Here is a 24,236-nt window from a genome sequence, read left to right on the forward strand (position 1 = left end):
GTCGTTCTCATCAGATGATCGCCCACTGTTGATACTGTTCGTCAGTCAGCGACGTATGCCAGAACAGGCGCGCATAACGCACCATATCGTCTTTAAAATGTTGATTAACGTTCGGGTCCAGCCAGGCATGCAACCGGCGCAGCCCGAGTAAACGGTTAATGCCCGGCGGCGCATCCAGCCAGCCAAACGGCAGGCCGCTCAGGAAAAGAATGCGTTTGTCCGCAACCGCCTTAACGCCTTGCCAGACGGGGTCGTGACGCAGGTAGTGCGCCGTGGCGGCATCCTGTACCAGAATGATGTCGGGCTGCCAGGTGAGTAAGTTTTCCATAGAGACCTGGGCCAGTCCGCTTCGTCCTGGGATTCGCGCTACGTTGTGTAATCCCAGCAACTCTGCCGCTTCCGTATGCAGCGATCCCTGTAATCCCGTCTCCAGACCTCGGGCGCCCCGCGCCGCATAAAAACGAATACCGGCAGCAGGCGTGTGGGAAAACGCGAGCGCTTGCGCAATGAAGCGCTGAGCCAGCGCCGCCTGAGCGGCAGTACGCGCCTCCATTCCCAGCGCTTGTCCCGCGGCTTGCAGTTGTTCCGGCGTTTGCCGCAGTTCACCGTTAATCAGCAGCCACGGAATCCGGGTCTGAGCGCTGACCTGGCGCGCCTGCGAAAGCCAGGTTTCATCGGCGTTGCCGCAATCCACTACCAGATCGGGATGCAGGGCCAGCAGTCCTTCCAGAGACAACGTGCTGGCGCGCCCCGCCAGCCTGCCCAGTTTGGGCAACGCCCGAATGGACTCGGGGAAGGGAATCGCCGCCTGGCGCGAGAAATCAAAAGAGGAGAAACCCACCAGCTTTTCCGGCGCGACGGCCAGCAGTAACACATCGGCGGGCGCACCAGCGCTCACCACGCGGCGAATAATATTGCCTTCCGGCGGGCGGCCAATAGCAAACGTCAGCGGTGTCTGCGCAATGCCAGGGAGGTGGCGAAACAGCAGCGCAGAGGCCATCGCCTGAGCGAATCTCCGTCTTGTGAGCAGCATTGTTTTCATCCTGAAATGGTTAAAAAATCGCTATATGTTTACATATATAACGTTAAAAAACTTGTTCAGTATCAAATTCTCACCGATGAAAAGGGGGGCTAACCCTTAAGAGCTATGAGGGGCAGAGCTGAACGCGCGGCATTGCCAGGAAGAAAAATCCGCGACGGCGCGCGGATTTTTGTCAGCATGATGGTCGGGTCACATTACGGCGTGGTTTCAACCTGTTTTTGCGGCGCAGGCTGGGAAGCGCCTGGCGCTGCGGGGCGAGTGGCCGGTACGCTGTCGCACGGTTTCTCTTTTGGACAGATCAGGTCGAGCATTTTTAACGTCACGCCGTTGGTCCAGCCGAAACCATCCTGAAGAGGGTATTCTCCACCGCCGCCGCCGGTTCCCGTACTGCTGACGTCATATTTCTCAACCAGCTTTTGTTCGCGGTCGTAGGTATGCTGAACGTTAGTGAGGAAGCGCCAGGTGACATCCATCGCGACGTTGTCCTGCCCGTAATTCTGCAACCCTTCGGTCGCCACCCACTGTAATGGCGCCCAGCCATTGGGGGCGTCCCATTGCTGCCCGCTTTTCACCGAGGTGGTGGACAGTCCGCCAGGCTGCAACAGGTGCGCCTGGGTCGCGGCAGCCACTTTGCTGGCGCGATCTTTCGCCGCCGCGTTGACATACAGCGGGAACAGCGTGGCCGCCGTCAGTTGGTTACGCACCTTTTTGCTTTTCAGATCGTAGTCGGCATACCAGCCTTCCTGATTGTTCCACAGGTGCGTTTCAATGCCTTTCTGACGGGCGCTGGCGAGCGCTTCATACTGGTTTGCGTTGGCGTCATCGCCTGCCGCTTTGCTGGCGCGCGCCAGCATTTTCTCCAGTTTATACAGCAGGGCGTTGAGATCGACAGGGACGATGCTGGTGGTGCGAATGGTGCTCAGCTGATTCGGGTCGTCCATCCAGCGCGAGCTGAAATCCCAGCCCGATGCGGCGGCAGATCGCAGGTCGCGATAAATCTCGGTTGCCGGGCGGTTCGGGTTGCTCTTCGCGGTGGTGATATCTTCCATCCACGACTCCGGTCGCGGCGTGTCCCGGTCATCCCAGTAGCGGTTCAGGACGGTGCCGTCATCCAGTTTCACCACGCGCTTATTCTGCTCGCCGGGCTGGAGATTCTCCACGCCCTCCATCCAGTAGGCATACTCTTTTTGCAACTGCGGCAGGTATTTTTTCAGGGCGTCGTCGCCCTCATGCTGCGCCAGCAATTCCACCATAAATGCGAAGAAAGGCGGCTGCGAGCGGCTCAGATAGTAGGTACGGTTGCCGTTGGGGATATGCCCCCAGGAATCCAGCTCATAGCCGAAATTCGCCACCATATCGGCGACCTTATCCCAGTGATCGCTTTCGGCAAGTCCCAGCATGGTAAAATAGCTATCCCAATAATAGACTTCCCGGAAACGTCCGCCAGGCACCACATACGGTTCCGGCAGCGGCAATAACGAATCCCATTTTCCGGCGCTCTCCGTTGTGCGGGTCAACACGGGCCACAGGCCGTCAATATGTTCACGCAGCGACTGTCCTTCCGGCGGAACGTATTTTTCCCCTTCTTTGGGCAGCGTAAAGTTCACATCAACAAAGTGACGCAAATCGAAGCCTGACTGGTTTCGTTGCATCCGGTAATCCGCGAGGATCATCAGCGGATCGCTGTTAGGCACGGCATCGGCGAACGTTTTCTGATCGGGGAACAGTTTGACGCTCTGCACGTCATTAAACAGCGGCCCCAGCAGAATATCCGGGGGCTGCGGAGGACTGGCCGGCTGTTCCTCAGCATGCGCCGAGAGCGACGCGAATGTCAGCAGGGTGCTTGCAACGGTCAGTTTTATGGCGAAAGAGAGCGTGCCGGAATGGCGAAGCGCAGGTGTTATCATCAATATTCTCCTTAACGGCGTGCCGCAGTCAGCGGCATGAACCATGACAAAACCTTAGTCCAGGATTGCCATGTGCGCGTGATCGAACCGCTATTTTGGGAACTGGTAAACATTTCCCGTTATCGCCGGTTGAAGCGTGGGAATGCGACAGCGCGCCCTCAGAAGAGGACGCGCGATGGGAGAGCGGTCAGTCAGAAAAGAGAATGCGCTGTGCCGCGAGATCCAGCGTAATCGACTCGCCGGTGCTCAGGGCATATACCGCTTCCCCTTGCTGACAAAGCCAGCCGATCCCCATTTCACGGGCGATGATTGCCGAATGTGATTCATTGCTGCCTGCGCTCAGGCAGATCCCTTTAACCGTCTGTGGGTCGAACTGCAACACGGTGGACGGGAAGATATTTTCCGCCGCCACGATAGTCGGGCGCGTGAATACCGGCAAGCGCGCGTTTATTCCGCTCAGGTGCCTCAGCGTCCGATGGAGAATATCGTCGATATCGATATAGCGGGCCTGCAAATAGGCGTCGTCGAGCTGTCGGTACTGATCGCGGAGATCGTCCAGCACGCTGCGCCACGCCGTTTCCGCCCGACACGGTTTATCACGCATCACTTCACACGCCATCTCGTACAGCTCGGGGTCATCCAGCAGCGTGTGATGCCCGGAAAAAATCGCCGCCAGATCGGCGGAGTATTTATCTTCCGCCAGCGTGGTCAGCGCGTTGAGATCGTCCAGCGTCTGACGAATCGCCGTTTGCAGGCGCTGCTGCTCTTCCGGCAAATTGACGGTCGTCGGATTCGCGACGTCCGGTGCAGCGGGGGAATAGCAGAACACCACGCCGGAGACCCGCGCGGGGAGCTGACGCGCCGTGCTGCTGGCTGGCGTCTCCTCCACGGACTCGCCAAAGTTTTCCGCCGCCAGCTGTTTGAATGCCGCCAGCGCCTCGTCGGCCTGTTCTCCTTTGGCGATCAGGCGCAGAGTATCGTTGCAGCGCACCTGTAATAACGCTATCTGATTCAGGCTGTCCGGCGTCACGCATTTGCCATTTTTCTCCAGTAGCATGTCGGCCCGAAACCCCGACAACGTGGAGACCAGGCGCGATGCCGGACGAACATGCAGCCCGTTTGGATTTTTCACCACAACAGAAATGGAGTGGGCGTCGTTATCCTGAAATGCTGGTTTTGTGGCGACGCCCCCGGTTTGAGTGGGTGACGGTAAACCCAGTTGTTCACGCTTGGCATCCAGCGCGCTCATGGCGTCATTGATGACTTTATCAATACCGGCGCCCATTGCCGCGCTGACCGTCGCCGCCAGCGTGCCTTCTACCAGCGGCGCCGCGCATAAGCGGACTTTCGCCGCAATCGCCGGGTCGAGCAAATCCAGGGCGGTTTCGGCGCTCAATAATGCGCTGCCCATATCCATCATGACCAGGATATGGTCCGCATCAGCCACGGATTCGATGGCTTCCATCACCTTGAGCGGATCGGTGCCAATCGGATTTTGTGGGTCGTCGATACCGGCTGCAATCGCGAGTTTACAACCATCGCCGATTAACATCTGCCGGGCTAACTGCCCGACGCCTTCACCCAGCAGGGCGCTGTGCGAAACAATGACCAGGTTTACCATCGCGTTATCCTTACTCTTTTGCCGCTGCCGCCAGCATTTGCATCATGAACATCACGGAGGTTGCGCCCGGGTCCTGATGGCCGATGCTGCGCTCGCCAAGATAGCTGGCGCGCCCTTTGCGGGCCTGCATGGTGATGGTGCTCTGCGCCGCCGCTTCGGCCTGGGCGCTGGCGGCATCCAGCGCCGCCTGTACCGACAGGTGCTGTTCGCATGACTGGCGCAGCGACTCCACAACCGGCCCCCAGACGTCACACATGGTTTTATCGCCAGGCTCTGCTTTACCTCGGCTGGTCACGCCTTCTGCGCCTTCCCGCATCATCTGGTACAGCTCGTCGAGCGTCAGGCTCTGGTGCGCCTGTGTCACCTGGGCGGCGCGAATGAAGAACGTGCCGAACAGCGGGCCACTGGCGCCGCCGACGCTGGAGAGCAGCACCATCCCTGTGTTCTTCAGAATGAAGCCGATGTCTTTATCCGCAATCGCGGGTAATTTTTCGACGACTTTACTGAAGCCGCGATGCATATTCAGCCCGTGGTCGGCATCGCCAATCTCTCTGTCCAGACCCGTCAGATAATCACTCTCTTTGGTGAAAATCTCACCGCAGCGGTAGAGCCAGTTAACAATGTGTGTTCTGTTGAGTGACATACATAATCTCCTTATTTGCCCCAGTTGAGCGCAGGCGTGTGAACCGGCGCATCCCAGAGCGCGAGCGTTTCATCGTCCACTTTTAGCAGGGTGATGGAAAAGCCGGTCATATCCAGAGAGGTGCAGTAAGAGCCGATCAGGTTGCGTTCAATGGTAATGCCGGTTTCCTGACAGCGGCTTTCAAGCCGGTTATAGACGCCGAACAGTTCAGACAGCGGCGTGGCGCCGAGGTTGTTGACCAGCGCAATGACGCGATCGCCACGCTGCAACGGCTGTTTGCTCTGCTTATCTTCCTGCCAGCTTCCCTGATGATGATCCCAGTGACGCAGCGTGCGGCTGTATGCGCCGTTTTCCAGTAGCGTGTCAAACATTTCATCGACAGTTTGATCGAGAGAAGAGAAGGGGCGACGGTCAATGCCGGGTTCGCCGTGAATTCCCACGCCAAACTCCATTTCGTTATCCTGCAATGTGAAGGACGGTTTGCCCGCCGCAGGCACGGTACAGGCATTGAGCGCGATGCCGATTGAATGCCCCTGATTATTCAGCTTACGGCCAAGCTCCGCGCAGGCTTCCAGCATGTCACCGCGTTCTGCGGCCGCGCCCACCAGTTTTTCAATTAATACCGTATTGGCGACGCCGCGACGACCGGCGGTATAAAGGCTGTCTTTGACCGCTACATCATCATCCACCACGACGGTGGTGACTTTTACGCCGCTGTCGTGCAGCAGCTCCGTGGCGGTTTCAAAATTCAGGATGTCGCCGGTGTAATTCTTAATGATCAGTAAGACGCCTTCGCCGCCGTCAATGTGCATGGCGCACTCAAACATTTTGTCTGGCGTCGGCGAGGTAAAAATTTCGCCCGGGCAGGCGCCGGAGAGCATGCCTGGCCCAATATAGCCGCAGTGCATGGGCTCATGCCCGCTGCCGCCGCCGGAAAGCAGCGCCACTTTTCCTGCCACTGGCGCATCTGACCGGGTAACGTAGACCGGGTCCTGGTGCAGCGTCAGCGTCGGGTACGCTTTTGCCAGACCAGCGAGTTGTTCGTTCAGTACCTCTTCTACACGGTTAATCAGCTTTTTCATTATTTTGCTCCGCATCTTCTGCTGTAGGGGTATCGGTTGTGTACCATGACACGGCTACCACTCACTGCCGATAGCCTTATTGTGCAACAGTGAGCGGAAAAGAAAATTCGGCCATAACATGTTTCATCAACGGAACATTTATGCTTAATCATGTTTCATTATGGAACGCAAAGGCGAGGTAATCGTCAGAATTGCGATCCCGACCAACGAATGCCGCCGCTTTAAGCGTAAAAAACGGGGGGTTAGAAACGAGAAGGGAGGTGATTAATTGCGATTAATTTGCCCTGTTCCAGTTCGATATAGCCGCCTTTTTTCAGCGCTGACAGCATTTTCATCACGCTGCTGCGCGAAAGGCGGGTACGTTCAAGAATATACTGGTAGGCCGCCATCTGAGAGCGGATGCTTTCCGGCTCCTGGCTTAGCGCCTGCAACTGGTAGCACAGCAGATCGTAAGCGGTCGGCGCTGTTGCCATTTCATTCTGGATAAACAATTTATTGGTGACGATGATCATATGCTTTGCCATGATCTCCCACAGGTGCTTGCGCTCAATGGTTTCCATCACGTCATCCAGGGGAATTGTCGCCGCTTCGCACTCTTCGAGCGCGCGAATCAGCAGTTTATCCGACAGGGCGCTGGTGAACCCCAGGGAGACCGGGGCAGAAGCTATCCCCAGCAACAGACTATTTTCGATGTTCTCAATGCTTACGACGCCCGTGCGGAAAAACAGGCACTGGTGCTCGCCCCCCTGGACGAAGACAAAGCGACTTCCGCGAGGGTACCGTTTGAAATCCTGTTCTGACGTGAGTGCGTTGAGCAGCGCAATTGCATAGGGCGAAGGCTGCTTCAGTTGATTAAAGGAAGAATCCAGGGGCATGGTAGGTGTTATCCGGTCACTGTCATTGTCATTCTATTTTAGTGGCTCTGCGTTAATGCGTGTTGAGCATAGCTAGTATTTCAGGGGAATATTCTGCTGAATTTGCTTCAGAACACCACGATCGGTCACGATGTAGCCGCCTTTTTTTAAATCGGCCAGTATCTTCATCACGCTGCTGCGCGACAGAAATGTTCTTGACTGAATATAATTTGCGGCAGTTATATTTTGCCTGAATTCATTAGACTCGCGCATTAATTCATACAACTGAGCGCGAATAATATCATAGGATGTCGGCGCTGAAATGCGCGTACAGTGGTCGTACACCCGACCGGCGGTGTAGATAAGCACCTTCGCCAGACTTTCCCAAAGATTCTCATTTGCTATAACGTCGTTAACTTTCTCCAGTGGAATAAAGGCGATCTCAGAACACTCCTCACTGCGCATCAGCAAATATTCAGCATCAACCAGTTGATTGCTGAGGCCAAAAATAAAGGGGGCGACTTCTGAGTTAAGCATGAAGCCGTCCCGTGCTCTGAAAACCCCAATGGTTCCCTTCAGCAATAAATAACATTGATGTGGTCTATTATTTTCGTTGTTAATAATTTGTCTGCATTTTGTTTCTCGTGTGTTTGCGTGTGGCTTCAGGTGCGCAATCAGTTTTTCTACATGTTCAATTGGCTTCAGAGGCAGAGCCTTATACATACTTGATTCAATAGCTATTTTGGTTTCAGGCATGATCTGTCCTCCCATATAATAGTCTCTGTAATAGCGTAACGCCTTGCTTGAGCTAATAATTATGGTGACAGACTAAAAATAAGTGAATCCAGAACAAGGTGTAAAATTACACCAAAAAATCACTTGAGCAAATATGTGCATTTATATGAAAATTTAAATTAAGGAGAACTTAATTGACATCGCGCCTTGATTCAGGATTCAAACCGCTGACGTGATGCGGCCCGGAATGCTGAAGGGGAAATCGCATGTTATTTATCTCCTTGTCTTTACGATGATAGCCAAAAATAAGCGTTTCCCGGCAGCCTATTTCCAGAGCAGAAAATGTATGGACATTATGTCGTAACGCGATAAATAAACAGGTGTTAAGGATAGCGATGATGAAAAAAAATATGATAGCGATGGCGCTTTCCGCTGCGGCCATTTTGTCAATATCACATGCGATAGCGTATGACGGCACGGTCAAATTTGTGGGTCAGGTTCTTGATACCGCCTGTACCGTAGATATTGGCGCCAATAATACGATGACCGTTGATATGGGAAGTGTCTATAAAACAGCGTTTACCAACGCAGGGGATGAAGCGTCAACGACCAAATTTACCTTGCGTCTGATTAACTGCCCCTCTTCCGTCACGTCCGCGCGGGTGAAGTTTGATGGCGTTAATCATTCGGGTAATACCGATCTGTTAGCGCTGTCCGCAGATCCCGGTTCGGCAAGCGGGGTGGCCATTCGACTGATGACGGCAGACAGAGCGCCTTTAGGCCTTAATCAGATCAATGGCTATTCCTATTCACTGTTAGATATGGTTGACAACCAACTGGATTTCTACGCCGCCTATGTCGCCACCAGCGTGCCTGTTGTGCCGGGCGTCGTGAATGCCGTAGCAAACTTCACCGTTAACTATAACTGACGAGCATATGTTGTTGGGGGGCCGATAACCGGCCCTCTCAGAGGTTTACCATGAAAGTATTACGTGTTTGCGCCACCGCGTTGGCGCTGTTTGTTATCGGCGTTTCCAGTGTGAATGCTGGTGTTTCCATTGGCGGAACACGGGTTATTTACGATGGCGGTAAAAAAGAAGCGTCATTAAGCGTCAGTAATCCCGATAATATTCCGTATTTAATTCAGTCGTGGATCGAAACGCAAAATGACGGTAAGGGCAAAGCCCCTTTTATTATTACACCGCCGCTTTACCGACTTGATAACGGGCAGCAAAACGTAATGCGTATTATTCGGGCGGGAAATCTGCCTGAGGATAAAGAGTCCCTGTTTTGGCTGAATATTAAATCGATACCGTCGGCCCAACGTAAGGATAATACGTTACAGATTGCGGTTAAAACACGAATAAAACTGATTTATCGGCCTGCGTTGCTGAGCAAGTCAACGCCTGAAGCGCAGCTCGGAAAGTTAAGCTGGAGCCGGAGCGGGGCGTTTATTCAGGTAAATAACCCCACGCCTTATTACGTTAATTTCAATGAAATTACCGTATCCGGTAAGAAAGTTGACAATGTAACGTTTGTGGCGCCGGGGAGTACCGCCCGTTTTGCACTGCCTTCGGGCGGAAATGGCGGAAGCGTGAAATTCAGGATTATTAATGATTACGGTGGAATCAGCGAGGAGTACAGCGGTTCTGTTTAAGTCGCGACGGGTCGGAATTACGTTAATGATGATAGCCAAATATATAATTAATCCGTATCCGGCCAGGCTTGTATTGTTTATCTCCCTGGGAATATTCAGCGTGCTGAATGAGGTTCTGGGTCGGGATTACTTTAATCCGGCGCTACTGGAGCATATACCATCCGGTAGCGAGAATATCGATCTTTCTGGTTTTGAAATGGGAGGGCAGGCGCAGGGCACTTACCATGTCGATATTATCCTCAACGGGCAGTTTCTGGACACGCAGGATATCGCATTCAATAAAACACCAACGCCTTCTGGTGAGGATGCGCTTGAGCCCTGCCTGTCAGGGGAAATGTTGCAACGCTATGGCGTTAACATCGCGCAGTATCCGGGTGTGCAGGGCAAAGGGGATTGCGCCGATCTGTCCGCTATTCCACAGGCTTCAAGTGAGTTCCAGTTTTCGACGCAAAAGCTGTTGTTAAGTATTCCGCAGGCGGCGTTATCTGCCAGAGCGCGGGGGGATGTCGCGCCGGAACTCTGGGATGAGGGCATTACCGCCGCGATGCTTAACTACAGTCTGAGCGGTGATAACAGTAATAGTCAGTACGCTAATTTGCGCCCCGGAATAAATATCGGCCCGTGGCGTTTGCGCAATTACACCACCTGGCGGCGCAGCGGTCAGGGCGATGAGGACTGGGATTCGATTTATACCTATGTCCAGCGCAATATCGTCCCGCTGAAAGCGCAACTGGTGCTGGGAGACAGCGCCTCTCCTGCGGATGTTTTTGACAGTATACCGTTTCGTGGCGGCCAGCTTGCGTCGGATGACGACATGCTGCCCGATTCGCTGAAGGGGTATGCGCCCGTGGTGCGCGGTATTGCCCGCACCAATGCGCAGATCGTCATCCGGCAAAATGGCTACCAAATCTACCAAAGTTACGTGGCCCCTGGCGCGTTTGACATTACCGACATGTTCCCCACGGGAGGCGCCGGTGATCTGGAGGTCACGGTTAAAGAGGCGGATGGCAGTGAGCAGCACTTCACCGTCCCGTTCGCATCATTACCGGTGTTACAGCGTGAAGGCCGGTTCAAATATGCGTTAACCGGCGGGCGCTATCGCTCCAGCGACAGTCGTGTGGAACAAACCGATTTCGGCCAGGGAACCGCGATTTATGGTTTGCCGGGCGGTTTCACGCTTTATGGCGGCGTCCAGACTTCCCGTAACTATCGGGCTATAGCGTCCGGCGTCGGTAAAAATCTGGGAACGATTGGCGCGCTTTCTGCCGACGTAATCCAGTCATGGGCGCAACCCGCTGATGGCAGCAAGACTCAGGGGCAATCCTGGCGTGTGCGCTATAGCAAAAATAGCATCGCGACAGGAACAAACTTTTCGATTGCGGGTTACCGATATTCAACGCGCGGTTACTACGGTATGCAGGACACTTTCGATACGTATGGCGGTAGTTCCGGGCAGATAACGAAACGACGTAACCGTATGGAAGCCAACGTCAACCAGTCCCTGGGCGCAGGCGGCGGATCGTTGGCGTTAAGCGCGGTACAGGAGGACTACTGGCATACCGGAAAACCGATGCAGTCGTGGAGCGTGGGGTATCACAATGCCTGGAACGGCGTGAGCTATAGCGTCGCCTGGACGCTGAGTAAAAACGGCAGCGGCGATCGTTATGATAAAGACCAACAGCTGGCGCTGAATATCAGCATTCCGCTGGATCGCTTTATGAGCAATACCTGGGCCAGTTATGGCATGAATGCCAGCAGCGGGAAGGGCGCGACTCATAGCACAGGGCTGAGTGGAACGGCGCTGGCTGGAAACGCGCTGAACTGGAATATTCAGCAAGGTTACGGTACGGATGACGTGGGGTATACCGGTAGTCTGAGCGCGGATTATAAGGGTACTTACGCCGATGTTAGCGGGGGGTATCGTTACGATCGCCACTCGCAGCGCGTGAATTACGCTCTCGCGGGGGGCGTGCTGGCATATGCCGATGGCGTAACGTTCTCTCAGCCTCTGGGGGAAACCAACGTGCTGATTGGCGCGCCAGGCGCATCGGGGGTCGGGATTAAAAACCAGAGCGGCGTACGAACTGATTTTCGTGGCTACACCGTTTCCGCCAATGTTTCACCGTATCGCAAAAATGATATCGGCCTGGATACGGCATCCGTTGCGGACGATGTTGAGCTGGCGCTCACCAACAAAACCGTTGTGCCAACCCGTGGCGCGGTCGTGAGGGCGGACTATGTCGCTAATGTTGGGCTGCGCGTGCTGTTGACGTTGACCAGGCCCCACGGTTCGACGGTGCTATTTGGGGCGATGGTGACGTTAAAAGGCGCGCAAGAACAACAATTTATTGTTGGTGACGAGGGGCAGGTCTATTTAAGCGGCATGCCGCCGGAAGGGACGCTGAATGTGGTCTGGGGACGTGACGGCGAGCAGCGCTGCACGGCAAATTATTCATTAACCGCAGCCGAGAACTACAGCGGCGTTAGCGTGACCGGCTCTCTTTGCCGCTAAGTGGGCTGACCTCGTGTGAGAATCTGACAATGAAACGAACTTATCTCTTATTCAGTTTACTGATGCTTTTTTCAGGGTTCAGCGTTGCCGATGACTGTACCGTGAATACGACATTATTTAATACCGTCTCAATGGGGAATATTGTCGTGCAGCGAGATGCGCCGGTAGGGGCAGAAATCGCCCGCGCCAGGGTCTCCGGGTATGCCAAACTGTTGGTCACGGCGCCTGGCGGTGCCGTCTATTGTAACGGTGCTTATGCGATCAATTACCTGTCAGCGACGCCTTCGCCGATAAATCATGTTTACAACACCAATCTGAAAGGGGTGGGAATCAGGCTATCCATTCCCGCAGGGGATTTTGTGCTGCCATCAAATGGCGCCAGCTATATCTATAACCTCGGTAACTATGACGTGATGCTGATTAAAACAGCAACGATCCAATCGGGATATTTGACGCCGGGAGTGATTACACAGGGATGGTTTGGTACGCCGAATCATTCTTTTATGCAGATTTCAATGGGCGCCGATACCCAGGTGACGGCGCTCGCATGTTCGTTTTCCAGCCAGATTCTTAATTTTCAGCTCGGTGATATTAATGCCGCCGAGTTCACCGGCCAGCCCGGAGCCGTGCTGTCGCACAGCGATACGCAAAATCTGGGGCTGAACTGCGATCCGGGAGCGAATATCAATGTTGAACTGGCGGGAACGCAAAACCCTGACGCGCCGGCTGACACCAGCGTTCTGGCGCTGACCGGGCAGGGTAGCCCCGAAACGGCAGACGGCGTGGGAGTCCAGATAGTTTATAACGATGTGCCGCTGCAACTGAATAACCGCATCGTATTGAAAAAATCCGCAGGCGGGCAGGAGACATTTCCGCTGGTGGCGCGTTATTACCAGACCAAAAGCCAGGTGAAGCCGGGCAGCGCGAATGCCACCGCCACGTTGAATATTACCTACCAATAACCCAAGGAAAAAGTATGCCTGGAAGAAAACGCTGGCTGCTGGCCCTGATGCTGCTTACTGGTCAGGTATGGGGTCAGGGCGATCCGATCGCATTAAACATCAAAGGGAATGTGAAAGCCGCGCCGTGTCAGGTGAGCAGCGACAGCATCACTAAAACCGTTGATTTAACGGCGGGGAGTCCGGTAACGGCTTCATCAATGTATACCGCAGGGTCAACGACGCCGTGGGTCAGTTTTGATTTCAGCATTGAACATTGCCCGGAAGGCACAACCGGCGTGATGATTCAGTTTAACGGCAACGCTGATGACATGCATCGCGATGATATGTATCGCAATCTGGGAACCGCTACCCCTGTCGCGATACAGTTGCAGGCGGCGGACGGTCGACCGCTGGGCAACGGTCAGGTTCTGACCAGTGAAATTGTCGCACAGCGTTACACCTGGAATTTACGCGCCCGGCTCTACAGTGAACAAGGGCAGGTCTCACCGGGAACCATTGATTCGGTTGTGACGGTTTCATTGAGCTATCAGTAATTATTACCCGGAGCCGCGTATACATGAATATTGTCATCAGATGTCAGGATCGTTTTTATCAATACGGATTGCGCGCGTTATTGTGCGAAATATTTCCACCGAACCTGAATCGGACCACGCTCACCTTTAACGACTATGACTACGCAAACGCCGCCTGTGCCGATATCTTAATTCTGATGCTGCACCCCGGTGAACAGTATATTTGTCATGCTGAAATGCGATTTCGTGCGCCACGCCTGATGATTGGCCTGGTGGATAAAAAACATATTCCCGCGCGAGGAGAAATTCCCTCATGTATAGAAAACATCGTGTTTATTCCGCTCAATGCAAGCGTCAGTAAGATCAGTAGAGTGATTAAGCAGCATTGGTTTTCTTTACAGCAGGCAAAAACGCCCCATGCCGTACACCACTGCGGGTATTGCCCGCATAAGACGCTTACCGGGCAACAAAACCAGCTCGCTGCCTTTCTTTATGCGGGGATGACGTCAAAGCAGATTGCTTACAAAATGGCGATCGGTCAGAAAACGGTGCTGGCGCATCGAAACGCGTTAATGACGAAATTCCGCTTAAGAACCGATCGTGAATTATTACTGTTTTTAAATGCCGTAAAGGAAAAAAACCGGCACAGAAACGGCATGTGCGAATCCTGCAATGATGACGATGGATGGCTTGTGTAAGCAATCCACGCAAAGGCGCGGGTTGCGGGTATTACGAATGCTGTGGGTTGTGGGCGGCGTAGATGTCGCGCGCGTCCGTAAAGCAGCGCAGCGCGAGCGAAGAAACCGGCGCTTGCTTACGCATGATCAGGCCGACAGGGGCTTCAATGTTGGAATTGACGACCGGCGTAATATGGAAATTACTGTTTAAATTCTCCAGCCCATTATTGAGCGGCATAATGGCGCAACATATGCCACGCTGTACGGCCTGAATAATCTGGAATGTTGAATCGCTTTCGAAAATATGCTTAGGCGAGATTCCGGCTGATTTAAAACTCATATCCATGTGCTCTCTGTAATGCATACCTTTGGTCAGAAAACCCAGCGGGAAATTAATGAGATCGTTCCAGGAGAGGCTCTCATTTTCTATTTTGAAATGGCGCGTGTCGTGCAGCAGACCCATCCGGGTTTTCGCTAACGGGATAACATCAAACGGACTGACATCAATGTTATTCAGATAACATATTCCCAGCTCCAGCTGGTTGCTGTTTACGCCTTCGGCAATTTGCTCCGAGGTCATGGAATAGAGACTAAATTGCAGTTCCGGGTATTTGGGGGTTAATTCGCGAATAAACAGCATAGGATCGACGCTGGCGAGCGGCACCATACCCAGACGGAGCACGCCGACAACCTGTCCTTTGCAGAGCGCGGCCTCGGCCTGTAAGCCATCGTGCGCGGCCAGCAGGGATTTTGCCCATGCCAGAATACGTTCGCCTTCCGGGGTAAAGCCTTCAAAGCGTTGCCCGCGAACGATAAGCACCAGACCAAGCTCCTCCTCCAGATTGCGAATGCGCATGGAGAGGGTGGGTTGCGTGATATTACACTGCGATGCGGCCTTACCAAAGTGACGGGTCTGATCCAGCGCGATTAAATATTTGAGTTGTTTTATGTCCATCATTCATCTCTTCGGCAGACGGTCTGTTGGGGGCAAAGAAGAGGCTCCGGCAGCCGTTTGCGCTACGACATGGGTTCACATTATTGCATGAATGTATAAATTTTGTAACCGAATTGCGGCGTAACAATACCGTTTCTGCGCGTCAGTGGCTGAAAAATAAATCCCCTTATTCAGCAGAACGTCATGAATAAGGGGCGAATTTTACAGCGCGCGAATTTCTTTTGAGCGCAAGGTGATATTTACCGGTACGGATTTATAAGAAGGCGTACCGCTCTCTTTATCAATATAATTGAGCGGAACCAGAACATTGGCCTCAGGATAATAGGCGCCGACAGAACCTGCCGCAATGCTGTAGGCCACGACGGTGATATCTTCCAGGCAGAGATCGCTGTCAGGCAGGGCCGTTCGGATATCGACGCGATCGCCATGTTCAAGCCCTAACTGCTCCATATCGCCTTCGTTCATAAAGATAATGTCACGACGGCCAAATACGCCGCGATAACGATCGTCCATCGCGTAAATGGTGGTGTTGTACTGATCGTGACTTCGCAGGGTAATCAGACGCAGCGTATTTTCACCTTCGCCGGTCACGTTCTCGTTAACGCCGTGGAATACGGAGAACATAGCTTTGCCCGTCGATGTCGGCCAGACGCGTTCGGTCGGCGGCAGCGGCATACGGAAACCGCCAGGCACCCGGATACGATCGTTGTAATTGTCGAAACCGGGAATGGTTTGTTCAATCAGTTCGCGGATGAGATCGTAATCAGCAACCAGCTCCATCCAGCCGATTTTGCTGTTTGTCAGCGTGGCTTTCGCCATTCCGGCAATAATGGCAGGCTCCGAACGCAATAACGGCGACGCCGGTTTTAGTTTGCCGGAGGAGGCATGCACCATCGACATAGAATCTTCTACCGTGATGGATTGTCTGCCGGTGCGCTGAATATCCAGTTCGGTGCGTCCGAGGCAGGGAAAGATGAACGTCTCTTTCCCGACCAGCAGATGCGTTCGGTTCAGTTTGGTGCCGATGTGGACGCTCAAGTCCAGCCCGTGCATTGCCGGGAACCCCTGTTCGTGATCGGGCATTGCCACGGCAAAGTTACCGCCCAGGCAGATCAGCGCCCTGGCGCGCCCGTCGATCATGGCCTGCGTCGCCTGTACGGCGTCGTGTCCGTGTTTCGACGGGGGAACAAACCCGAAAACATCGCTCAACCGTTCGAGGAATTCTGGCGCCGGTTTCTCGGTAATGCCGACGGTGCGGTTCCCCTGAACGTTGGAGTGGCCGCGAAGCGGGCAAATACCTGCGCCGGGTTTGCCAATATTGCCGCGCATTAACAGCAGGTCGGCAATCAGACGCACGTTCGCCGTCCCTTTGTTATGCTGGGTAATGCCCATGCCGTAGGTGATGATGGTGGCGTTGGACCTGGCGTAGGCTTCCGCGACTTTTTCCAGTTGCTCACGGTTTAAACCTGATTCGCGCTCAATGGATTCCCAGGAGGTTGCGGCAATATCTGCGGCAAAATCGTCAAAGCCCAGCGTATGGGCGGCGATAAACTCGCGATCCAGAACATCGCCACGCTCGGCTTCCAGCTGCAACACATGTTTGGCAATGCCTTTCAGCGCGGCGGCATCACCGCCAGCCCTGACCTGGAAATAGGTTGAGGCAATGTCGGTTGAGCTGTAGGTCGCCATTTCGATGATGCTCTGCGGGTCGGCAAAGCGTTCCAGCGCTCTTTCACGCAGCGGGTTAAAGACGATAATCGGCACGTCGCGGCGTGCAAGCTCGTGCAGCGTCCCCATCATACGGGGATGGTTTGTCCCTGGGTTATGGCCGATAGCGATCACCAGTTCCGTCTTTTCAAAATCATCCAGCGATACGGTTCCTTTACCGATGCCAATTGAACGAGGCAGGCCTACGCTGGTGGCTTCGTGGCACATATTGGAACAGTCGGGAAAATTGTTGCTGCCGTATTCGCGCGCAAAAAGCTGGAACAGATATGCCGCTTCGTTGGAGGCGCGACCGGACGTGTAAAATTCCACCTGTTCAGGGGAGAGACCGCGAAGCACTTCGCCGATGCGGGCAAAGGCCTGTTCCCATTCGACAGGGCGAAATGTGTCGCTTTCTTTGTGATAGGCCAGCGGATGAGTCAGGCGACCATACCCTTCAAGTTCGAAATCTGTTTTCTTCAGCAGCGCGCTGACGGTATTTTTGGCCAGAAACGCCGGTGTGACGCGCTTGCTTGTCGCTTCCCACGTGACGGCCTTCGCACCGTTTTCGCAAAACTGAAACGTTGATTTATGTTCTTTATCCGGCCATGCGCATCCTGGGCAGTCAAAGCCGTCTGGCTGATTTGTGCGTAACAGGGTAACGGGTGCTTCAAGCGCGTCCATTTGTGTACGAACGGCAATGGCCGTTGCTTTTAACGCGCCCCAGCCGCCAGCAGGACCGTCATAGTGTCTGACTCCGGGAACTGAACGTCTTTTCTTATTCATATGAACTCCTGACTATTCTGGTCACATTGGCATCCTGAAATAGCTACATAACAGGTAGGGTTATTCCAGTGTATTTAACAATTACGTTTAGCGGCTGCGCGTTATATAAATAAAAGCCAGCCGGACAAATATCCATTTGAAAAGCCATTAACCTTATTTAAAAAATGGGTAATGGTGATGGTTAATAAATACAAACAGTTGTCTCTATCCGGGAGATAACAGCAACATCTTTTATTATTCGTTATATAAAACTTTATATAACAGATGGTGGAACCCAGTTAATTCGCGGGGTTTGCCCGGATTATGCGGCGTCTGCGCTGTCGATTTAAAGAAATTATAACAGGATTTTATCATTATCATAATAAATGTTATCTATCACTTATTAAATTTAACCTATTTGAACTTTTTGAATAATTGTTTGAGACTAATTAAACACGCCGAAAATTATTAGATTCACCTGCTCTGAAATATTCAGAAAATCGCTATTAATCAAAGAAAAAGGCTGGAAATGAAAGCGTTGTACAAAATAAATCAGTCAATGTCGACTCCGTGGGGGGAATTATGTTTGGAATAGATGCTTTTCACCTTGCGAGGATACAATTTGCCTTTACCGTATCTTTTCACATTCTTTTTCCCGCAATAACAATTGGCCTGGCAAGTTTTCTCGCCGTCCTTGAAGGGCTATGGCTCAAAACCAAAAATGAAACGTATCGCGACCTTTATCATTTTTGGTCAAAGATCTTTGCCGTCAATTTTGGGATGGGGGTGGTCTCAGGCCTGGTCATGGCTTACCAGTTCGGGACTAACTGGAGCGGCTTTTCACAATTTGCCGGAAGTATCACCGGTCCGTTGCTGACGTATGAAGTTCTGACGGCATTCTTCCTTGAGGCGGGCTTTCTGGGCGTGATGCTGTTCGGCTGGAAGCGCGTCGGGCCGGGACTGCATTTCTTCGCGACCTGTATGGTTGCGCTGGGAACCTTGTTTTCAACGTTCTGGATCCTCTCTTCCAATAGCTGGATGCAAACGCCGCAGGGTTACGCGATTGAGGATGGCGTTGTCGTGCCGGTGGACTGGATGGCCATCGTCTTTAACCCGTCGTTCCCGTACCGTTTATTGCATATGTCCACGGCGGCGTTTCTGGCGAGCGCGTTCTTCGTCGGCGCCTCGGCGGCCTGGCATTTGCTGAAAGGAAACGACACGCCCGCGATCAGAAAGATGTTTTCGATGGCGTTGTGGATGGCGCTGTTTGTCGCACCGGTTCAGGCGGTGATCGGCGATGCGCACGGTCTCAATACGCTGGAACATCAGCCGGCGAAAATTGCGGCGATTGAAGGGCACTGGGAAAACCCGCCAGGCGAAGCCACGCCGTTGGTTCTGTTTGGCGTACCGGATATGGATGCGGAAAAAACGAAGTACAGCCTTGAAATCCCTTATCTGGGAAGCCTGATTCTGACGCACAGCCTCGACAAACAAGTGCCCGCGCTGAAGTCGTTCCCGAAAGAGGATCGCCCAAACTCAACCATCATTTTCTGGTCGTTCAGGATAATGGCGGGGCTGGGGATGCTGATGATCCTGACCGGGGTGGCGAGCGCGTGGCTGCGCTGGCGTGGCCGGTTGTATCAGTGTCGTCCTTTCCTGTGGTTCGTATTCTGCATGGGGCCATCAGGATTAATCGCTATTCTGGCGGGCTGGTTTACCACCGAGATTGGCCGCCAGCCGTGGGTGGTCTACGGTTTGCAGCGCACGCGTGATGCTGTTTCCGCACACGGCGACATGCACATGTCCGTCAGCCTGCTGGCGTTCATCCTCGTCTATTCGTCCGTCTTTGGGGTGGGCTACCTCTACCTGGTGCGGCTGATCAAAAAGGGGCCAGTGCGCGAACATGCGCATGATATCGCTCAGGGGGGTACGCCAGCGCGTCCGTTATCGGCGGTGAGCGAACCCATGAACACACGCAGGGGAGAATAAAATGGGCATCGACCTGTCAATAATCTGGTTCGTCATCATTGTCTTCGCAACGTTGATGTACATCGTGATGGACGGCTTTGATCTGGGGATCGGCATTCTTTTTCCGTTCAATAAGAACGAGAAAGAGCGCGACATGATGATGAATACCGTGGCCCCCGTCTGGGATGGCAATGAAACCTGGATGGTGCTGGGCGGCGCGGCGTTATATGGCGCGTTTCCGTTGGCTTATGCGGTGATTGTCGATGCGCTCAGCGTGCCGCTAACCGCCATGCTGCTGGGGCTGATTTTCCGGGGCGTGGCGTTTGAATTTCGCTTTAAAGCGACGCCGGAACACCGTCCGCTTTGGGATAAAGCCTTTATCGGCGGTTCTGTGCTGGCAACCTTCAGCCAGGGCGTCGCCGTGGGAACGCTGGTTAACGGCTTGCAGGTAACCGGACGGGCGTTCAGCGGCTCGACGATGGACTGGCTGGCGCCTTTCCCGCTGTTCTGCGGCATGGGGCTGGTGGTGGCCTATGCGTTACTGGGCTGCACCTGGCTTATCATGAAAACGGAAGGCCCGCTGCACCGAAGCATGTCGGAGAAGGCGATTATCCTGACGCTGCTGCTGCTGGCGATCATCGTCATTATCAGCCTGTGGACGCCGTTGACGCATCCGGCAATTGCTCAACGCTGGTTCAGCCTGCCAGAGATCATCTGGTTTGCGCCTGTCCCGCTGTTAGTGCTGGTTTGCTGCTGGGGAATTGTGCGTTCCGCCTATAACCGCAAAGCGAGCTATGGGCCGTTTATGCTGACCCTTGGACTGATTTTCCTGGGATTCAGCGGGCTGGGCATCAGCATCTGGCCCAATATCATTCCGCCGTCGATCTCTATCTGGCAGGCCGCGTCACCGCCGCAAAGCCAGGGCTTTATGCTGGTGGGGGGGCTACTGATTATCCCGGTAATTCTGATGTACACCTGCTGGAGTTACTACGTCTTTCGCGGAAAAATTAATCCTGATGAGGGGTATCATTAATGGCTTCACTATCAGACACAGAGCACGCTAAACCTGCGGATACCGCCCCACGCGTCTGGTGGAAAAGGGTGGGCTGGATGGTCATCATCTGGGCGGCAAGCGTTATGGCGCTGGCCGTCGTCGCATCCGGGTTTAAGCTGCTGATGCTGGCGGCGGGGATGAAAACCCACTAACACGTCTTACTTCCTGTCTCAGGCCACATCAGCGTGATGTGGCCTGCCTGTTCGTTGTCTCCCGAGGTTATCTATGCAACCGCTTATGGACTCATGGCAGCGTAAATTCACCTATTTACGTCTGTCCGTTACCGATGTGTGCAATTTTCGTTGTACCTACTGTCTGCCGGACGGGTACAAACCCGGCGGCGTGAGCAACAAGTCATTCTTGTCGGTGGATGAAGTTCGCCGCGTCACCCGCGCGTTCTCCGCGCTGGGTACGGAAAAAGTCCGTCTTACCGGCGGGGAACCCTCCTTACGCCGCGACTTTATCGATATTATCGCGGCGGTGCGTGAAAATGCGGCGATTCGCCAGATTGCGATAACGACCAATGGCTATCGCCTGGCGCGTGACGTCGCACGCTGGCGTGAGGCCGGATTAACCGCCATCAACGTCAGCGTGGACAGTCTGGACGCTCGCCAGTTTTATGCCATCACCGGGCAGGATAAATTTCAGGAAGTGATGAACGGTATTGATGCGGCGTTTGCCGCCGGTTTTGAAAAGGTCAAGGTGAATACGGTTCTGATGCGCGATGTGAATCATCATCAACTGGACACGTTTCTGGCCTGGATTAAGCCTCGCCGCATTCAGTTGCGCTTTATCGAACTGATGGAAACGGGTGAGGGCAGCGAGCTGTTTCAACGCCATCATATTTCGGGCGTGGTGCTGCGTGATGAACTGCTGCGACGCGGCTGGGTGCGCCAGATTCGCCAGCGCAGCGATGGCCCGGCACAGGTCTTTTGCCACCCGGACTTTGCAGGCGAAATCGGCCTGATCATGCCCTATGAAAAAACGTTCTGCGCCAGTTGCAACCGGCTGCGCGTCTCTTCCATCGGCAAACTGCATTTATGTCTTTTTGGTGATGGCGGGGTCGATTTACGAGACGTGCTGCAAGACGATACGCAGCAGGATGCCCTTAAGATGCGTATTGCCGATGCGCTGACGCATAAAAAACAGACGCATTTTTTACATCAGGGGAACACCGGCATTACGCAAAACCTGTCATACATTGGTGGATAGCGGGCAATGGACTCAGGTCAGATTGAAGTAGCGATCGGGCTGATGTGGCTCCGGCAGGGGCTGTTGCCCGGTCATCTCTTTCAGATTGCGCTCAATGGTGTTGCAAATCGCGTTGAGCGGTAAATCGTTAGCCGATGTGCCAAAGGGATCTTCAAGTTCTTCCGCCAGGGAATCCCAGGATAAAAAGGTATAGGAAATAAAAACGGATACGAATGGCGTCATGTAATGCAGGTCGCCAACCAGCGCAAAAGGAAGAAGGGTACAAAAAAGATAAACGGTTCGCTGGAGTATTAATGTATAAGCAAACGGCACCGGGGTATTTGCAATTCGCTCACAGCCGCCAATAACGTGGGCGATTTCATCTATTTTATTATCGATGAGGCCGAATGTAATATCGCTCAGCTTGCCTTGTTCACGCAATGCTGCCATTTCATCGCCGATCAATAATAATATCCGGTTGGTTTTCATCGGGCTGAACATGACCTGGGTAAGAATATGTCGGGGCAGAATTCGGTACATATCATATCCGGCGTCGGTTTTGCGTAATTCATGTTTCAGGCTCCAGCAAAGGGCAATCAGATAACCTGAAATTCTTTTATGTAGCTCAACGTCATTCGGCAACAAATTTTTTAACTGACGGATGATGGAACGCTCGGCAATCAGTAAGGTTCCCCATAGTCCCCGTGCCTCAACGAAACGGCTGTAGCTGGCGCTGTTGCGAAAGCCGAGAAAGATAGCGATTGCGATCCCCAGCAGGCTAAAAGGGGCAACGGTTAAGTGGATGCCCAGTTGCTCATACCATTGATAAATGATAATTGCGATAGCTGACATGACAAGGTTTAAAAATAACCGAAATGTTATTTTTGACAATACCGAGCCATGCCAATCAAATAATCGAAAAAACCAATGTTGCTCTGGTCTGATAATCATGACTGACGATTTCTCTGAAGATGTAATGAGAAGGATTCAACGAAGGGTGAATGCGATAGAAACTATTTTAATCGTTATTTTGCCGTCTGACAATCAATGACGAATAAAAATAAGGCGGAATAAAAGTAATGGTATTGGCTTTATCATTCGCTGGTGAATTTAATCATTACGTTATACCTCCTGGCTCAGATTTGAACTGTCACCGTTACGGCGCAACCAATGTACATGCCACGTGAAGTATGACGGGTATATTGACCTTGAAGTTAACTTTAAGGTTATGCTGTGACGTAAGCCGGGCAATTTATTTATTAAAGGGGTTAATGCAATGAATGAGCAACATTCCCATCCAGAATTTCCGCGCTGGATGATCTATGGCGCGAACGGTTATACCGGAGAAATGATTGCCCGTGAGGCCGTACGGCGAGGATTCAGGCCAGTTCTGGCGGGGCGCAGGCAAGAAACGATAGACTCTCTGGCTTGCAATCTCGGGCTTGAGGCTCACGCCTTCGCCCTTGATAATCCGGCTGAACTGCTCAGACAGCTCGAAGGGTGTGCTCTGGTATTAAATTGTGCGGGGCCGTTCTCCGCTACTGCGGCGCCTTTGATGGAGGCCTGCCTGCAAACCCGAACCCATTATCTTGATATTACAGGGGAGATAGGCGTGTTCGAAGCGGCACAACTGCTGAATACCCGTGCCCGGGATGCCAGTGTTGTATTGTGCCCCGGCGTCGGGTTTGACGTTATTCCTACGGACTGCGTGGCGGCCGCCCTGAAGGAGGCCCTGCCGGATGCGATCCGCCTTAACCTGGGATTCGATTCACGCTCTGTTTTTTCTCCGGGTACGGCGAAAACGGCGATCGAGGGGCTGGCGCAGGGCGGAAAAATTCGGCGAGGAGGGAAGATCATTACCGTGCCGCTTGCTTATGAAGTTCGCCGTATTGACTTCGGCGATGGCGAGAAGGACGCGATGACAATCCCCTGGGGGGACGTGTCCACGGCGTATTACACGACAGGTATTCCAGACATTCAGGTCTTTGTGCCGGGTTCGACGCGCATGATTTCCCAGGCCCGGAGAGCAAACTACATCAGACCATTGCTGCGACTGGCATGGGTGCAGAAGCTCCTCAAGGCTTATATATCCCGAACGGTGAAAGGCCCCGGAGAAATGAAACGTGAACAGACGCCCTCTTTTGTGTGGGGAGAGGCCATCAACGCCCGTGGCGACAAAAAAACTGCCCGTATCCGTACACCGAATGGTTATACCCTGACCATTATGGGGGCGTTAGCGGTGGTTGAGCACCTGATGATGAACCGGATTGCAGGAGGGGCCTACACGCCGGCCACGTTAATGGGCGCAAATCTGATAACCCGGTTACCAGGGGCTGGCCCGCTGAGGATTGTATAATTGCTCAGGGCGGGACAGGGGATGCTCCCGCCCTTTGCG

Annotated in this window: 21 protein-coding genes; 11 read left to right on the plus strand and 10 right to left on the minus strand. The window is 53.4% G+C overall.

What is annotated here, in order from left to right:
* Window positions 1-10: 10 nt before the first annotated feature.
* From CKO_RS05215 to CKO_RS05245, 7 genes are all read right to left on the minus strand, one after another.
* The gene (locus CKO_RS05215; RefSeq protein ID WP_024130275.1) at window positions 11-1,033 is read right to left on the minus strand and encodes an ABC transporter substrate-binding protein; all 1,023 of its coding nucleotides are present in this window, start codon (window positions 1,031-1,033) and stop codon (window positions 11-13) included.
* A gap of 203 nt (window positions 1,034-1,236) precedes the next feature.
* Window positions 1,237-2,949, minus strand: a complete 1,713-nt coding sequence (locus CKO_RS05220; protein ID WP_012132101.1) for an alpha,alpha-trehalase — start codon at window positions 2,947-2,949, stop codon at window positions 1,237-1,239.
* Between the two features lie 187 nt (window positions 2,950-3,136).
* Window positions 3,137-4,570 carry a dihydroxyacetone kinase phosphoryl donor subunit DhaM gene (dhaM, locus tag CKO_RS05225; RefSeq protein ID WP_012132102.1) on the minus strand — a complete coding sequence of 478 codons (1,434 nt, stop codon included), beginning with the start codon at window positions 4,568-4,570 and terminating at the stop codon, window positions 3,137-3,139.
* A gap of 10 nt (window positions 4,571-4,580) precedes the next feature.
* Window positions 4,581-5,213, minus strand: coding sequence for a dihydroxyacetone kinase subunit DhaL (gene dhaL / locus CKO_RS05230; protein WP_012132103.1), 633 nt, complete (start codon window positions 5,211-5,213; stop codon window positions 4,581-4,583).
* Window positions 5,214-5,224: 11 nt separating this feature from the next.
* A complete protein-coding gene (gene dhaK, locus CKO_RS05235; protein ID WP_024130276.1) occupies window positions 5,225-6,295 on the minus strand; it encodes a dihydroxyacetone kinase subunit DhaK in 1,071 nt (356 codons plus the stop codon).
* A gap of 242 nt (window positions 6,296-6,537) precedes the next feature.
* Entirely contained in the window at window positions 6,538-7,170 is a 633-nt protein-coding gene (locus tag CKO_RS05240) for a winged helix-turn-helix transcriptional regulator (protein ID WP_012132105.1), read from the minus strand.
* A gap of 72 nt (window positions 7,171-7,242) precedes the next feature.
* Complete coding sequence (locus CKO_RS05245) at window positions 7,243-7,905, minus strand: winged helix-turn-helix transcriptional regulator (RefSeq protein ID WP_024130277.1); 663 nt, start codon at window positions 7,903-7,905, stop codon at window positions 7,243-7,245.
* Window positions 7,906-8,282: 377 nt separating this feature from the next.
* On the opposite strand from CKO_RS05245, the gene CKO_RS05250 reads away from it, so the two are divergent.
* The 6 genes from CKO_RS05250 to CKO_RS05275 are packed head-to-tail and all read left to right on the plus strand — an operon-like array spanning window position 8,283 to window position 14,225.
* Window positions 8,283-8,813 (plus strand): fimbrial protein, encoded by a 531-nt coding sequence (locus CKO_RS05250; RefSeq protein ID WP_024130278.1) that lies wholly within the window; start codon window positions 8,283-8,285, stop codon window positions 8,811-8,813.
* Between the two features lie 50 nt (window positions 8,814-8,863).
* Complete coding sequence (locus tag CKO_RS05255; RefSeq protein WP_012132110.1) at window positions 8,864-9,541, plus strand: fimbrial biogenesis chaperone; 678 nt, start codon at window positions 8,864-8,866, stop codon at window positions 9,539-9,541.
* 25 nt (window positions 9,542-9,566) lie between these two features.
* A complete protein-coding gene (locus CKO_RS05260) occupies window positions 9,567-12,053 on the plus strand; it encodes a fimbria/pilus outer membrane usher protein (protein ID WP_012132111.1) in 2,487 nt (828 codons plus the stop codon).
* 29 nt (window positions 12,054-12,082) lie between these two features.
* Window positions 12,083-13,015, plus strand: a complete 933-nt coding sequence (locus CKO_RS05265; RefSeq protein ID WP_012132112.1) for a fimbrial protein — start codon at window positions 12,083-12,085, stop codon at window positions 13,013-13,015.
* 14 nt (window positions 13,016-13,029) lie between these two features.
* A complete protein-coding gene (locus CKO_RS05270) occupies window positions 13,030-13,548 on the plus strand; it encodes a fimbrial protein (protein WP_012132113.1) in 519 nt (172 codons plus the stop codon).
* A gap of 23 nt (window positions 13,549-13,571) precedes the next feature.
* A complete protein-coding gene (locus tag CKO_RS05275; RefSeq protein WP_012132114.1) occupies window positions 13,572-14,225 on the plus strand; it encodes a helix-turn-helix transcriptional regulator in 654 nt (217 codons plus the stop codon).
* A gap of 31 nt (window positions 14,226-14,256) precedes the next feature.
* On the opposite strand, the gene CKO_RS05280 is transcribed toward CKO_RS05275, so the two are convergent.
* Window positions 14,257-15,159, minus strand: a complete 903-nt coding sequence (locus CKO_RS05280) for a LysR family transcriptional regulator (protein WP_024130280.1) — start codon at window positions 15,157-15,159, stop codon at window positions 14,257-14,259.
* A gap of 201 nt (window positions 15,160-15,360) precedes the next feature.
* On the minus strand, window positions 15,361-17,649 hold the full coding sequence (locus CKO_RS05285) for an FdhF/YdeP family oxidoreductase (RefSeq protein ID WP_012132117.1): 2,289 nt from the start codon (window positions 17,647-17,649) through the stop codon (window positions 15,361-15,363).
* Between the two features lie 561 nt (window positions 17,650-18,210).
* On the opposite strand from CKO_RS05285, the gene CKO_RS05290 reads away from it, so the two are divergent.
* The 4 genes from CKO_RS05290 (at window position 18,211) to moaA (ending at window position 21,862) form a co-directional block, all read left to right on the plus strand.
* On the plus strand, window positions 18,211-19,617 hold the full coding sequence (locus tag CKO_RS05290) for a cytochrome ubiquinol oxidase subunit I (protein ID WP_012132119.1): 1,407 nt from the start codon (window positions 18,211-18,213) through the stop codon (window positions 19,615-19,617).
* A gap of 1 nt (window position 19,618) precedes the next feature.
* On the plus strand, window positions 19,619-20,629 hold the full coding sequence (gene cydB / locus CKO_RS05295; protein ID WP_012132120.1) for a cytochrome d ubiquinol oxidase subunit II: 1,011 nt from the start codon (window positions 19,619-19,621) through the stop codon (window positions 20,627-20,629).
* The gene (locus tag CKO_RS22270; protein ID WP_012132122.1) at window positions 20,629-20,802 is read left to right on the plus strand and encodes a DUF2474 domain-containing protein; all 174 of its coding nucleotides are present in this window, start codon (window positions 20,629-20,631) and stop codon (window positions 20,800-20,802) included. Before cydB ends, CKO_RS22270 begins: the two co-directional genes overlap by 1 nt.
* Before the next feature lie 73 nt (window positions 20,803-20,875).
* On the plus strand, window positions 20,876-21,862 hold the full coding sequence (gene moaA / locus CKO_RS05300; RefSeq protein WP_012132124.1) for a GTP 3',8-cyclase MoaA: 987 nt from the start codon (window positions 20,876-20,878) through the stop codon (window positions 21,860-21,862).
* Window positions 21,863-21,874: 12 nt separating this feature from the next.
* Here moaA and CKO_RS05305 read toward each other — a convergent pair whose 3' ends face one another.
* The gene (locus CKO_RS05305) at window positions 21,875-22,792 is read right to left on the minus strand and encodes a bestrophin family protein (protein ID WP_024130281.1); all 918 of its coding nucleotides are present in this window, start codon (window positions 22,790-22,792) and stop codon (window positions 21,875-21,877) included.
* 325 nt (window positions 22,793-23,117) lie between these two features.
* On the opposite strand from CKO_RS05305, the gene CKO_RS05310 reads away from it, so the two are divergent.
* Window positions 23,118-24,197, plus strand: coding sequence for a saccharopine dehydrogenase family protein (locus CKO_RS05310; protein WP_024130282.1), 1,080 nt, complete (start codon window positions 23,118-23,120; stop codon window positions 24,195-24,197).
* The last annotated feature ends 39 nt before the right edge of the window (window positions 24,198-24,236 follow it).

It is taken from the genome of Citrobacter koseri ATCC BAA-895 (genome assembly GCF_000018045.1).
In the GTDB taxonomy this organism is placed as follows: domain Bacteria; phylum Pseudomonadota; class Gammaproteobacteria; order Enterobacterales; family Enterobacteriaceae; genus Citrobacter_B; species Citrobacter_B koseri.